Annotated in this window: 11 protein-coding genes; 10 read left to right on the top strand and 1 reads right to left on the bottom strand. The window is 65.9% G+C overall.

Annotated features, from left to right (window positions below):
* Positions 1-388 precede the first annotated feature (388 nt).
* The 7 genes from ASG60_RS12890 to fabF all read left to right on the top strand — a co-directional run bounded on the left by ASG60_RS12890 (position 389) and on the right by fabF (position 7866).
* The gene (locus ASG60_RS12890) at positions 389-2005 is read left to right on the top strand and encodes an EAL domain-containing protein (RefSeq protein WP_244476652.1); all 1617 of its coding nucleotides are present in this window, start codon (positions 389-391) and stop codon (positions 2003-2005) included.
* A 36-nt stretch (positions 2006-2041) separates the two neighbouring features.
* The gene (locus ASG60_RS22070) at positions 2042-3157 is read left to right on the top strand and encodes a BLUF domain-containing protein (protein ID WP_200947670.1); all 1116 of its coding nucleotides are present in this window, start codon (positions 2042-2044) and stop codon (positions 3155-3157) included.
* Between the two features lie 299 nt (positions 3158-3456).
* Entirely contained in the window at positions 3457-4173 is a 717-nt protein-coding gene (locus ASG60_RS12900) for a carbonic anhydrase (RefSeq protein WP_056173922.1), read from the top strand.
* Between the two features lie 91 nt (positions 4174-4264).
* Complete coding sequence (gene fabD, locus ASG60_RS12905; RefSeq protein ID WP_056173925.1) at positions 4265-5203, top strand: ACP S-malonyltransferase; 939 nt, start codon at positions 4265-4267, stop codon at positions 5201-5203.
* Between the two features lie 14 nt (positions 5204-5217).
* Complete coding sequence (gene fabG, locus ASG60_RS12910) at positions 5218-5958, top strand: 3-oxoacyl-[acyl-carrier-protein] reductase (protein ID WP_056261911.1); 741 nt, start codon at positions 5218-5220, stop codon at positions 5956-5958.
* 309 nt (positions 5959-6267) lie between these two features.
* Positions 6268-6504 carry an acyl carrier protein gene (locus tag ASG60_RS12915; protein WP_018044468.1) on the top strand — a complete coding sequence of 79 codons (237 nt, stop codon included), beginning with the start codon at positions 6268-6270 and terminating at the stop codon, positions 6502-6504.
* Between the two features lie 99 nt (positions 6505-6603).
* A complete protein-coding gene (gene fabF / locus ASG60_RS12920; protein ID WP_056385893.1) occupies positions 6604-7866 on the top strand; it encodes a beta-ketoacyl-ACP synthase II in 1263 nt (420 codons plus the stop codon).
* A gap of 90 nt (positions 7867-7956) precedes the next feature.
* Here fabF and ASG60_RS22075 read toward each other — a convergent pair whose 3' ends face one another.
* The gene (locus tag ASG60_RS22075; protein ID WP_082531755.1) at positions 7957-9711 is read right to left on the bottom strand and encodes a reverse transcriptase family protein; all 1755 of its coding nucleotides are present in this window, start codon (positions 9709-9711) and stop codon (positions 7957-7959) included.
* Positions 9712-10059: 348 nt separating this feature from the next.
* Here ASG60_RS22075 and mltG point away from each other — a divergent pair, with 348 nt between their 5' ends.
* The 3 genes from mltG (at position 10060) to gmk (ending at position 13224) form a co-directional block, all read left to right on the top strand.
* Complete coding sequence (gene mltG, locus ASG60_RS12925) at positions 10060-11421, top strand: endolytic transglycosylase MltG (RefSeq protein ID WP_056174169.1); 1362 nt, start codon at positions 10060-10062, stop codon at positions 11419-11421.
* Between the two features lie 268 nt (positions 11422-11689).
* Positions 11690-12568, top strand: a complete 879-nt coding sequence (locus ASG60_RS12930; protein ID WP_056385895.1) for a YicC/YloC family endoribonuclease — start codon at positions 11690-11692, stop codon at positions 12566-12568.
* An 11-nt stretch (positions 12569-12579) separates the two neighbouring features.
* Entirely contained in the window at positions 12580-13224 is a 645-nt protein-coding gene (gene gmk, locus ASG60_RS12935) for a guanylate kinase (protein ID WP_056173937.1), read from the top strand.
* The last annotated feature ends 1 nt before the right edge of the window (position 13225 follow it).

Below are 13225 nucleotides of genomic sequence, written 5' to 3' on the forward strand. Positions count from 1 at the left end.
CCCCTGGGCAGGGGCGTGCGGTCTCGCCCATGGCTCGGCCCCGACGCAACGAACGGCCGTCGATCCCGGAAACTTCGGAAACGCGGGATCCCGGACTTGCAAAGCACCGGCGAGGGCGCTCCCCCGAGACGACGCGGTGCGACGTTGTGCGGCCGAGTTCAGACGCGATCATGGTAGCCACGGCTTAGTAGAAATTTAGCTGTTCCCAGGCAGACCGTTCGATAACACGCCCATGGCGATTTCAGCGCCGGCATCGGATTGCTTTGATATGGCCGCTCCACTGCGCAATCAGATCGACACAACCATCCGAGGCATAACAAATATCAATTCCGGCTCCCCGACGGAGGTCCCATCCTTCGTCGCTAGTTTGCTGCCGTACCTGAATGCCATGCGCCACGGCCTCCTGCTGATCGACGAGACCGGACGCATCGTCCTCGCGTCGGGCCAGACCTTGCACCTGCTCGGGAGCGAGGAGGCCTTGATCTCCGTGGGATCGTCCCTTCGACAGGTGCTGTACCTCGTCCGGGACCATGCGGGGGATACCTGGAGCCAGGTTCGAGCCCAGCTTCCGCGCTCTTTCGTGCAGCCGGACTCGTCCCGGTTCGAAGTGACCCTTCGCGGGCATCTGCTGGAGGTGCACCTGCACCCCGTCGCGGGCGGGCGCTGGGCCGTCGCGTTCGAGGATGTCACGGCGCGGCGCGCCGCCGAAGCGCAAGCCGAGGAGATGGCCCGTCACGATCTGCTCACGGGCCTGCCGAACCGCCTGCTCCTGCGCGAGCGCCTGAATGAAGCCCTGGGACGGTTGCAGCGGACCGGGGAGGCCTGCGCAGTCCTGCTGATCGATCTCGACCGGTTCAAGCCCATCAACGATACCCTCGGCCACCCCATGGGAGATGCCCTCCTGAAGAAGGTCGCCGATCGCCTGCGCTCGACCGTGCGGGTCACGGACACCGTGGCACGGATCGGCGGCGACGAGTTCGTGATCCTACAAACCGGGATTCGCGGAGCATCCGATACCCAGATCCTCGCACGGCGCATCGTCGATCTGGTCGGCCGGACCTACATGGTCGAAGGGCAGCTCCTCACCATCGGCGCCAGTGTCGGCGTCGCCCTCGCGCCGAACGACGGCGAGGATGCCGACCGGCTCCTGAAGAACGCCGACCTGGCCCTCTATCGATCCAAGCTCGACGGGCGGGGCACCTATCGCTTCTTCGAACCGGAGATGGATGCGCGCATGCAGGCGCGCCGTCAGCTCGAACTCGACATGCGTCAGGCCCTGGCACGCCGCGAGTTCTACCTGCACTACCAGCCGCAGCTCCAGCTGGAAGGCAACCGTCTCGTGGGGTGCGAGGCCCTGATCCGCTGGCAGCACCCCGTGCGGGGCATGGTCTCGCCCCTCGACTTCATTCCCTTGGCGGAAGAGATCGGCCTCATCGTTCCCATCGGCGAATGGGTCATGCGTCAGGCCTGCCGCGACGCGGCGACCTGGCCCGCCCCGCTCTCCGTCGCGGTGAACGTCTCGCCGGCGCAGTTCAAGAGCGAGCGTCTGGTCGAGATGGTCATGTCGGCCCTGTCGGCCTCGGGCCTCCCTGCGACGCGCCTGGAAGTGGAGATCACCGAAGGCGTCCTCCTGAACGAGAGCGAGAAGACCCTGCAGACCCTGCATCGCCTGCGCGAACTCGGCGTCCGCGTGTCGATGGACGATTTCGGGACCGGGTACTCGTCCCTGAGCTACCTCCGCTCGTTCCCGTTCGACAAGATCAAGATCGATCGGTCCTTCGTCAGCGACCTTTCGGGCAAGCGCGACGGCGAAGCGATCATCCGGGCCATCGCGGGCCTGGGGCGAAGCCTCGGGATGACCACCGTCGCCGAGGGCGTCGAGACCGCCGACCAGTTGGAGCGTATCCGGGCGGAGGGGTGCACCGATGTGCAGGGCTACCTCATCAGCAAGCCCATTTCCGCTTCCGAAGTCTTCAAGTTCCTCACACTCGACAACCCCAGATAAAAGATTGCGGTTATTTTCGATTTCGGAGTTTTCATGATGAGCGACCTTTACCGACTGGTCTATGCCAGCAAGAATCTTCTTCAAGGCACGGACGCCGAGATCGCGCAGGCGGTCTCCCAGATTCTTGCGGCCTCGCAGCGCAACAACACCGGCGTCGACGTCACGGGCGCGCTGATGTTCAATGCCGGGGCGTTCGCGCAGGTGTTGGAAGGCCCGCAGCGCGGCGTCGAAACCACCTTCGAGCGCATCCAGTGCGATCCGCGCCACGGCGACGTGACGGTTCTGCAATGCGGCCCGGCCGAGAATCGCAGCTTCACCAATTGGTCCATGGCCTTCGTCGGGCAATCCGCACTCGGCAAAACCCGTTGGGAGGGAATCGCGTCCGCGAGCGGATTCGATCTGACCCGCCTCGACGGCGACGCGGTGTTCGCCATGCTGCACGAACTGGTGCTGGACGAGGAAGGCCTGCCACCGGCGAGCCTCGCCGCTTCCGGGACGCCCGCGGGGGCCGACAAGCCGGTGGAAGCCGAGAAATCGGCGGCCACCGGCAGATTTCCCACTCCCGGATCCGGGGCGACGCTGGACGTCGCGCGCGTCCGAGCCGAGTTGCCGCAACCCGGCCAAGCCTTGCAGGCCAGGCACGGATCTTCGATCGAGCAAGACGCTTCCGTCGGGGAAGACGCTCCCGTGCGGGAAGACGCTTCCAACAGGGACGGCGCCCGCACCGAGCGAGGTGCTTCCATCGCGCAGGATGCGGGACGCAGACAGGACGGCGGGACGGCGCAAGCCGCTGAAACGAAGGCCGGCGAGGCGAAAGCCGCCCGCGCAGCATCGGACGACGGGGATCGTTTTGCGGCCAAGCCCGATGCCGTCCTCACGGTGCTGCGCACGGCCCTAGCGCAGGAGCGTCAGTTGACGACGGACCTGCGCAACGAACTCGACGGCCTGCGCATCGCAATCGCACTCCAGCAGGAACAGTCGGACCGGCTCTCGCGGGAGCGCGACCTCTGGGCCGAGCGTGCGCAGCTGCTCGCGAGCGCCATGAGCCAAGAAGCGGGTGCGGTCCCGGGGCGTTCCGGAAACGGGGATCGCGGCACCGCGCCTGCGCACCGGGAGGATCGCTCGGGCTCGTCGATCAAGGCCGTCGCCTGAGAGGGCCGGGCCACGTCGATGACCGGACACGCCGTCGGAGTCCCCGGCGGTGGGACGACGAGGGGTCGCGTCCCTCGAGTTCCGCCCCGGAATACACTTGATTCGAGCCGGACGCCGTAGGGAAGGATCCGGCGTCGTGGGGCCAAGCCCCCCGGGCGGCTTCGGCCCGTACGTCCGAACGGGCCGCCTCATCCCGGCACCGCCTTGCGCGAATGGCCCGGGCGACACCGTGCCGAATACTCCTTATCCTCGCGCGTCCGGGGCTCGCCCGAGACCGGAACGAGGGGAGCTCCAAACCGATGACCACCCTGCTCAGCCGCCGCGGCCTGCTCGCCTGCGGCTGCGGCCTTGGCGCCGCGTGCTTTGCCGCCACCAGCCTGCCGGCCCTTGCGGCAAGCCCGTCCGCGAAGAAGACGACGCTCGGCGCCGACGAGGCCCTGGAGACCCTGAAGCAGGGCAACCGCGCCTACCAGACCGACAGCCCCGTGCGCGCCGTGCAGGGCCGCGAGCGCCGCATCGAGATCGCGCTCGGCCAGACCCCGTTCGTGGTGCTGGTGAGCTGCTCGGATTCCCGCGTCTCGCCCGAGATCCTGTTCGGCCGGGGCCTCGGCGAACTCTTCATCGTGCGCAACGCCGGCAATTGCGTCGACACCGCCGCCCTCGGCTCCATCGAGTACGGCGTCTCGCAGCTCGGCGTGCCCCTGGTTCTGGTGATGGGCCACAGCCGCTGCGGCGCCGTCGAGGCCGCCATCGATGTGGTGAAGAACAACACCGTCTATCCCGGCTCCATCGGCCGGATGATCGAGCCCATCGTCCCCGCAATCCTGTCGCAGCGCGACAAGCCCGGCGATTACGTCGAGAACTGCGTCCGGGCCAATGTGAGCCGTGTGGTGAACCGTCTTCGCTCCGCCTCGGAGCCGTCCCTGCTCGATCCCCTGAAGGCCGGCAAGCTACGGATCGTCGGCGCCTCCTACAGCCTCGACACCGGCACGGTGGATTTCTTCGACGAGGCCTGACCGGCGCCGTCCGTCGCGTTCGACGGGAAAAGTTGACACGGGGGGCGGGCGGTGCGACTGCGCCGCCCTCTTCGCGAACGAGGACAGCTCAATGGCGCGCGCACTCATCTTCCCCGGCCAGGGCAGCCAGGCCGTCGGCATGGGACGCGCGCTGGCCGAGGCCTTTCCGCAGGCCCGCGCGGTGTTCGAGGAGGTCGATGCGGCCCTCGGGCAGCACCTCTCCCGCCTCATGTTCGAGGGGCCGGTGGACGAGCTCACCCTCACGGCCAATGCCCAGCCGGCCCTCATGGCGGCGTCGCTCGCCACCCTGCGGGTGCTGGAGGCCGAGCGCGGCCTCGATCTCAAACGCGACGTGGCCTGCGTCGCCGGCCACTCCCTCGGCGAATACACGGCGCTCGCCGCCGCCGGCACCTTCTCCATCGCGGACGCGGCGCGGTTGCTGCGGATTCGCGGAGAGGCCATGCAGGCGGCGGTCGCCCCGGGGGCGGGCGCCATGGCGGCCCTGATCGGTGCCGAGATCGCCGCGGCGCAGGCCATCGCCGAAGAGGCGGCGCAGGGCGGCGTGTGCGACGTCGCCAACGACAACGGCGGCGGCCAGGTGGTGCTGTCGGGCGATCGCGCCGCCGTGGAGCGCGCGGTCGCCCTGGCGCAGGCCCGCGGGATCAAGCGCGCGGTGATGCTCAACGTCTCGGCGCCGTTCCACTGCCGCCTCATGGCCCCGGCCGCCGAGGCCATGCGGGCGGCCCTCGGGCAGGTCGCCATGCACACCCCCGTGGTGCCGATCTACGCCAACGTCCTGGCCGCCCCGATCACCGACCGCGACGCCATCCGGGACGCGCTCGTCGCCCAGGTGACCGGCACCGTGCGCTGGCGCGAGAGCGTCGCCGCCATGGCGGCGGAGGGCATCGACTGCTTCAACGAGATCGGCGCCGGCAAGGTGCTCACCGGCCTCGTCAAGCGCATCGCCGCCGGGGCCGCGGCCAGCGCCGTCGGCACGCCCGACGACGTCGCGGCGTTCCCCACCTTCTGAGCACAGGACGAGCCATGTTCGATCTCTCCGGCCGCAAGGCTCTCGTCACCGGCGCCACGGGCGGCCTCGGCGGCGCCATCGCCAAGACCCTGCACGCGCAGGGCGCCACCGTGACGGTGTCGGGCACCCGGCGCCCGGCCCTCGAAGCCCTGGTGGCGGAACTCGGGGGCGAGCGCCTGCACATCGCCGAGTGCGACCTCTCCGACAAGGCGGCGGTGGAGGCCCTGGTGCCGGCGGCCGAGAGCGCCATGGGCGGCCTCGACGTGCTGGTGAACAACGCCGGCATCACCCGCGACAACCTCCTCCTGCGGATGAAGGACGACGAGTGGGACGCGGTGATCGCCGTCAACCTCAGCGCCGCCTTCCGCCTGTCGCGCGCCGCCGTGCGGGGCATGATGAAGCGCCGTCACGGCCGCATCATCAACATCGGCTCCGTCGTCGGCACCACGGGCAATCCGGGCCAGGTGAACTACGCCGCCGCGAAGGCCGGCTTGGTCGGCATGACCAAGGCCATGGCGGCCGAGGTCGCCACCCGCAACCTCACGGTCAACTGCATCGCGCCGGGCTTCATCGCCTCGCCGATGACGGACGCCCTTAACGAGAAGCAGCGCGAGGGCATCCTCACCCGCGTGCCCATGAACCGCCTCGGCACCGGCGCGGAGATCGCGGCCGCTGCCCTCTACCTCGCCTCCGACGAGGCCGGCTACGTCACGGGCCAGACGCTCCACGTCAACGGCGGCATGGCGATGGTGTGAGCGAAAGCTTTGCTGCACCGCACACCCGGAATAGCCCCGGGCGGCTCGAAAAAGCCACAGCGATGAACGGCTTGTGAACCGGGCCTCGCCAGCACCGGAACCCTGTGTTAACACCCCGCCTGCCGTGCGAGGGGGGTTGACGGTTCGGCGTGTTGCGGAGATTTCCATAACGACGCGGACCTTGTTAAGGACCGCCCGAGACGCGCGCGATCGAGCACACCGGCCGTATCCCAGACCAGTCCATTTCGGTCACGGGCCGGCGGCCACGGCGACACCATCACGACCTTGAAGAGCTAAGGACCAAGAACGATGAGCGATATCGCTGAGCGCGTGAAGAAGATCGTTGTCGAGCACCTCGGTGTCGAGCCGGAGAAGGTGGTCGAGGGCGCGAACTTCATCGATGATCTCGGCGCCGACAGCCTCGACACCGTCGAGCTCGTGATGGCGTTCGAGGAAGAATTCAACGTCGAGATCCCCGACGATGCGGCCGAGACCATCCAGACGGTCGGCGATGCGGTGAAGTTCCTCGAGAAGAACTCCGCCTGAGGCACGACGAGGCGCCGATTGACTCGCGAGTCATGAGCGGGGTCGTGTCCGACCCCGCGCGCCATTCGTTTCATGATGGGACCGGTTCGGGATAGCGCGATGCGTCGGGTTGTGGTGACGGGTTTGGGCATGGTGACGCCGCTGGCCAGCGGGGTCGAGGCCACCTGGAGCCGGTTGATCGCGGGTGAGTCGGCGGCCAAAGTGGTCACGGCTTTCCCCGTCGACGATCTCGCCTGCCGCATCGCCTGTTCCGTGCCGTTCGGCGACGGCTCCGACGACACCTTCGATCCGGATGCCTGGATGGAGGCGAAGGAGCAGCGCAAGGTCGATCCGTTCATCGTCTACGCCATGGCGGCCGCCGGCCAGGCGCTGGACGACGCCGACTGGCATCCGAAGAGCCACGAGGATCAGTGCGCCACGGGCGTGATGATCGGCTCCGGCATCGGCGGCATCGGCGGCATCTACGACGCGTCCGTGACCCTGCACGACAAGGGTCCGCGCCGGATCTCGCCGTTCTTCATCCCCGGGCGGATCATCAACCTGGCTTCCGGTCAGGTCTCCATCGCCCACGGCCTCAAGGGCCCGAATCACTCCGTCGTCACCGCCTGCTCCACCGGCGCCCACGCCATCGGCGACGCGGCCCGGCTGATCCAGTTCGGCGATGCCGACGTCATGGTGGCGGGCGGCGCCGAATCCCCGGTGAACCGCCTCGCGCTCGCGGGCTTCGCCGCCTGCCGCGCCCTCTCCACGGGCTTCAACGACAACCCGACCGCCGCCTCGCGCCCCTACGACAAGGCCCGCGACGGCTTCGTCATGGGCGAGGGCGCCGGGGTGGTCGTGCTGGAGGAGTACGAGCACGCCAAGGCGCGCGGCGCCAAGATCTACGCCGAGGTGGTGGGCTACGGCCTCACGGGCGACGCCTACCACATCACCTCGCCGGCCCCGGACGGCGACGGCGCCTACCGCTGCATGAGCGCCGCCGTGAAGCGCGCCGGCATCCAGGCCTCCGACATCGACTACATCAACGCCCACGGCACCTCGACGCCCATGGGCGACGAGCTGGAGCTGAAGGCCGTGGAGCGTCTGCTCGGCGACGCCGCGCCCCGCGCCGCCATGTCGTCCACCAAATCCGCCATCGGCCACCTGCTCGGCGCGGCCGGCGCCGTGGAAGCCATCTTCTCGGTGCTGACCATTCGCGACGGCATCCTCCCGCCGACCCTCAACCTCGACAACCCCTCCGTCGAAACCGCCATCGACCTCGTACCGCGCGAGGCCAAGCGCAAGCGCGTGGACGTGGTGCTGTCGAATTCTTTTGGATTTGGCGGGACGAATGCGAGCTTGGTGATGCGGCGGGTGGATTGAGCCTCCAGCTTTCAGAGCCTTCGTAAAGATAATCCCTATCTGCATGCTACTGTCGGGCCATTGAGCCCGAAATCGCTAATATCGATTGATCTAGATCCATGGCTGGATCTCACGGCGTCGAGAAAACTCGAACCCTGTATCTGCGTCTAGAATTAACCGGTACTTGTCCCTTAAACGCTCGAACAACAATCTATCGCGCGGGATCGGAGTACCTAGTTTTTGATCCCTGGAACGCAGGTATTTTCCAAGAACACCTAATAAAAAATCTGGAAAACTAATACTTAAGTCAGGCTTTGACCTAAATTGCACAATGATTGCCCTAGGCCTCCGATTATTGCTCGATTTTAGCTCATCGTACGCACGATCAATAGCGGCTCGCACGCTCTGATTAGAAACTTTACTGTTTTCTTCAATAACAAATAGCGCCAACTGACTTTCTGCTGCCATTAAACGCCGCCTGATGATTGATTCAATAAGCCGCAGGTAGGTCTCCTCGTAGTAAGCCGGACTTAGAAGCCGTCCGAATGAAATGTAGCCCTCAAACGGCAAAGCCTGCATTCGGGTAACAAACTGGAGCCTAAGATCTTCGCTGGCATCAACGAAATGCAGGCCCCTTTTTTCTATTACTCGCTGGTTACCCGCGGCCCAAAAATCAGACAGCCATTTATCCAGAACCTCTGCTGCAGCCATATCAAGCTCGTCCTGATGCTGGCTAACCGACATGCCAAGCGCCAAGACTACACCTTGGCTGAATTGAAATTCTGCTTCATCTATGCAAATACAAAATGGAACTCTTTTCTGCCGCCTAGGCTCGTAACTTGGACGAGAGCCCGACGATATAAGAATTTGTGACCACTGAGATTTCAATCGGGCAGAGTGCTTAGGCTCGTGATAAGAAACGAATTTTACTAATCCATCCAGGCGATTGACGTTATGCTGCTGCGCTTTCGCATCGGTCACTTCCTGATGCTTAAAATGATCATTTAGACCAAATTTTTTCGCATAGTATAGTTCTTGCCGCAACCGCCGCTTCTTATCACGGGGAACGTGTGGCCCATTCGGATCGGTGATGCTTAAACCCGTCACATAGTGGGCTTGACCAAGCCTGGAAATTTTCGTTTTCTCTTCTGCAATTTTGAATCCGTTATCTTGAAGAGATTTACCGATTTGCTCTAAAATTAGCAGTTTTCTGTCACTTGAAAAACTTAAATCGTCGGAATAGCGGGTGTATGTTGCCCCCGCTTGACTAGCCAAATACTGCAGCTCAATGTCTACTGGCAGAAAAATGGCGTTGGACAGAATCGGACTAGTCGGCAAGCCGAGCGGAAGTGCTCCACTAATCGTCATAAAACGACTTAGAGCGATTGCCACATCTGGAACTAACTCCAAATCTATAAATAGATTCTTAATTCTTTCACATGTTATAGAAGGGAAGAAATCAACAATATCAGCTGAAATTAGAAACTTATGGCCGCAGTGGGCGGCTGCATTCTGCTTAATATTCCTTCCGCCAAGGTACCCATAGGCCGCAGGATGGGGATAATTGGACAAAAAATTTACAAGAAAATTGTTTAGTCGGCGGCCAAGCGTTTTGTATGTTGTTTTAAAAAGTAGAGGTTCCCAAACAACGCGACAACCGCGATTTTTATTTTTCTTGGGAATTTTATGCCGAAGAAATGGAGGAATGGACAATTCCTCAATACCGCCCGCATAAACCGGAGGCGGTGGTGGATCCGTAGGAACTTCAAAGCTCACGACGAGTTCAAAAAACGCTTCCGTGATTCCTAGAAAATCTAATAGTTGCTGTTTGTCACGCAGGCGCCGAAAGTCATAATGAAATTTCACGGCTAATCCTAAGGGTGGAGAGCAACCAAGTACACGAAAGCAAATGGTGCTGGTGCAGCAGGCGCGACTCGCGCCTTGAACCTTGTACCGCGGCTGCTCTCCGATTCGATTTATAGCAAAGTACGCTTTCTTCTCCAAGCGCTGACGTCGAGCGGGAGACTACCGGCCGAAGGGCTGTTAGGCTCCCCATTCGACAGCCGCTGCCTACGCGATCCCCCATTTCGCCACAAAACCGACTAAGCTCGCACGCCTAACGGTCAGCCCCTCGCGCTCGCCCGGCGTAGCGCGAGCATGCCCCATGCCCTGCAAAGGACGGGGGAGGGGGCCCGAGGCCCGAACAGGATGTCCATGTTCTTCCGCAAGCGCCCGAATCCCGAGCCCGTGCCGGCCGCCTCCGAGGAGCGGGCCTTGCCGCAGCGCCTGTCGCCGCGCAGCCCGAGCGAGGCCATCAAGCCCACCGCCGCACCGCCGCCGCCCGATCTGCCGGAGCGCCGCCGGGGCGGGTTGCTCGCCACCATCTCGGGCCTGCTCACCCTGTCGGTGGTGCTGGCCATCGGGGTGATGATCGGCATGACGCTGTTCGAGCGGCAGGTGAAGGAGCCGGGCCCCCTGCCCGCCGACAAGGTGGTGGTCATCTCGCCCCGCAGCGGCACCTCGGAGATCGCCGAGGCCCTGTCCCGCGAGGGCGTCATCGCCCACACCGCCCTGTTCGAATGGGCCGCCCGCCTGAGCGGCAAGGCGCTCAAGGCCGGCGAGTACACGTTCAAGGCCCATGCCAGCATCAACGAGGCCATCGAGACCCTGTCGTCGGGCCGCCAGGTCCAGCACGCCGTCACCTTCCCGGAGGGACTGACGAGCGAGCAGATCGTGGCGCGGCTCAACGACAACGACATCCTGTCGGGCGACATCAACGAGATCCCGGCCGAGGGCGCGCTCCTGCCCGACACCTACAAGTTCGAGCGCGGCGCCACCCGCCAGCAGATCGTCAACCTCATGCGCGCCAAGCAGCGCGAGGTTCTGGCCGACATCTGGAAGCGCCGCTCCGCCGAGATCCCGGTGAAGACTCCGGCCGAGATGGTGACGCTGGCCTCCATCGTCGAGAAGGAGACCGGCCGGGCCGATGAGCGGCCCCGCGTGGCGGGCGTGTTCGTCAACCGCCTCAACAAGCGCATGAAGCTGCAATCGGACCCGACCATCGTGTACGGGCTGGTGGGCGGGCGCGGCACCCTCGGGCGCGGCATCCAGCGTTCCGAGATCGAGCGCGCGACGCCCTACAACACCTACGTGATCGAGGGCCTGCCGCCCGGCCCCATCGCCAATCCGGGCCGCGCCGCCCTCGAGGCCGTCGCCAACCCGTCACGCACCAAGGACCTGTTCTTCGTGGCCGACGGCACCGGCGGCCACGCCTTCGCCGAGACCCTGGAGGGCCACTCGCGCAACGTCGCCCGCTGGCGCCAGGTCGAGCGCGCCCGCCAGGCCCCGACCCCGGACGCGGCCGTCGACAAGGTCGAGCCCAACCCGACGCCCGATCCGGGCCGCGCCTCGGCCTACGCACCGGCCGACGGCACCAACTTCGCCGGCGGCGCCGACCCCTCGGCCCCGCGTCCGAAGGCCTTCGACGCCTCCGAGGGCACACGCCTCGATCCCCTACGCAACAAGACCTTCGACCTGAATTCGCCCAAAAGCGTCCCGGTGCTGAAGCAGCCGTGAGACGCGGGGTAGCCGCGCGCGTCCCCGCGCCCCGCTTGTGGGGAGAGGGCCGCGACGCCCCCGTCGTCGGCGCGGCGAGGCGGCAGCCGAGGGTGAGGGGGCGGCCCCGAACGAGCCTCCTGCTGATGAGAGGCCCCCTCATCTTCGCTTCGGCTCCGCCTGCGCTCCCCGCCTGCACGCCGAGGTGCAGGCAGGCCTCTCCCCGCCCGGCGGGGAGAGGGGAGCGGCAACCGGTGTGGCTCTCCTTCGAATACGGTCCCGTCCAACAATGATCCTCTCCAGCATGACAGGGTTCGCCCGGGCCGCCGGCACCACCGGGGCGGTGCAATGGGCCTGGGAGGTCCGCGCCGTGAACGGGCGCGGGCTGGAGGTCCGCCTGCGCGTGCCCAACGGCTACGACGCGGCCGGGGAGGTCGCCCGCACCGCCCTGCAGAAGACCCTGGCGCGCGGGCAGTGCCAGCTCTCCCTCAACCTCTCCCGACCCGACGCGGCCCCGCGCATCAAGATCAACGAGGGGCTGCTGGCCGAACTCGCGGCGGCGGTGGCGCGGGTGCCCCGGCCCGAGGGCGTCGCCCCGGCGACCCTCGACGGGCTCCTGGCCCTGCGCGGCGTCATCGAGGCCGAGGACGAGGCGTCGACGGATACGGAGGCCCTCCACCGCGATCTCGCCGAGGGGGTGGTGCGCCTCGTCACCGACCTCGTGGAGGCCCGCCGCGCCGAGGGGCGGCAACTGCGCGCCGTCATCGAGGCGCAGCTCGCCGAGATCGGCCGCCTGACCCGAGCGGCGGAGGACTGCCCGGCGCGCAAGCCCGAGGCCGTGCGCGCCCGCCTCGCCGCCACGGTCTCGACCCTGATCGCGGTCGGCAACCTCGACCCCGACCGCCTGCACCAGGAGGCGGTGCTGCTCGCCGCCAAGGCCGATGTCCGCGAGGAACTCGATCGCCTGGCCGCCCACCTCGCCAGCGCCGCCGACCTGCTGGCGGCCGGTGGTCCCGTCGGCCGCAAGCTGGATTTCCTTGCCCAGGAACTCGGCCGCGAGGCCAATACCCTGTGCGCGAAGGCGAACGACATCGCCCTGTCGCGGATCGGACTCGACTTGAAGGCCGTGGTGGAGCAATTCCGCGAGCAGGTTCAGAACGTCGAGTAGGTTTTTTTGCGATGCAGGCGACGGCGATCGAGCGGCGCGGGTTCATCCTCATCCTGTCCTCGCCCTCGGGCGCGGGCAAGACCACCCTGACGCGGGCCGTGGCCGGCGACCCGAAATGGGGCCTCGACCTCTCCATCTCGGTAACCACCCGCGCGCGCCGCCCCTCGGAGATCGACGGCAAGCACTACAACTTCATCGACCGCGAGGCCTTCGACGCCCTGCGCAGCGCCGACAACCTCCTCGAATGGGCCGAGGTGCACGGCAATTTCTACGGCACCCCGCGCCGCCCCGTGGAGAAGGTACTGGGGGCCGGCCGGGACATGATCTTCGACATCGACTATCAGGGCACCCGGCAGGTGCGGTCCAAGCTCACCCAGGACGTGGTGACGGTGTTCATCCTGCCGCCCTCGCTCGCCGAGCTGCGCCACCGCCTGGAGCGCCGGGCCGAGGATTCGCCCGACACCATCGAGAAGCGCCTCGCCAACGCCCGGATGGAGATCCAGCGCTGGAGCGAGTACGACTACGTCATCGTCAACGACGACCTCGACGACGCCTTCCGCTCGCTCGAAGGCATCCTCATCGCCGAGCGGCTGAAGCGCGACCGTCGCACCGGCCTGACGCCGTTCGTTGAGGGACTGCTCGCCGAGCCGGACTGAG

Source organism: Methylobacterium sp. Leaf469 (genome assembly GCF_001424745.1).
Lineage (GTDB): Bacteria > Pseudomonadota > Alphaproteobacteria > Rhizobiales > Beijerinckiaceae > Methylobacterium.

Coding starts and splice junctions, on each gene's coding strand:
- ASG60_RS12890 (WP_244476652.1), top strand. CDS start 389: ATGCGCCACGGCCTCCTGCTGATCGACGAGACCGGACGCATCGTCCTC.
- ASG60_RS22070 (WP_200947670.1), top strand. CDS start 2,042: ATGAGCGACCTTTACCGACTGGTCTATGCCAGCAAGAATCTTCTTCAA.
- ASG60_RS12900 (WP_056173922.1), top strand. CDS start 3,457: ATGACCACCCTGCTCAGCCGCCGCGGCCTGCTCGCCTGCGGCTGCGGC.
- fabD (WP_056173925.1), top strand. CDS start 4,265: ATGGCGCGCGCACTCATCTTCCCCGGCCAGGGCAGCCAGGCCGTCGGC.
- fabG (WP_056261911.1), top strand. CDS start 5,218: ATGTTCGATCTCTCCGGCCGCAAGGCTCTCGTCACCGGCGCCACGGGC.
- ASG60_RS12915 (WP_018044468.1), top strand. CDS start 6,268: ATGAGCGATATCGCTGAGCGCGTGAAGAAGATCGTTGTCGAGCACCTC.
- fabF (WP_056385893.1), top strand. CDS start 6,604: ATGCGTCGGGTTGTGGTGACGGGTTTGGGCATGGTGACGCCGCTGGCC.
- mltG (WP_056174169.1), top strand. CDS start 10,060: ATGTTCTTCCGCAAGCGCCCGAATCCCGAGCCCGTGCCGGCCGCCTCC.
- ASG60_RS12930 (WP_056385895.1), top strand. CDS start 11,690: ATGATCCTCTCCAGCATGACAGGGTTCGCCCGGGCCGCCGGCACCACC.
- gmk (WP_056173937.1), top strand. CDS start 12,580: ATGCAGGCGACGGCGATCGAGCGGCGCGGGTTCATCCTCATCCTGTCC.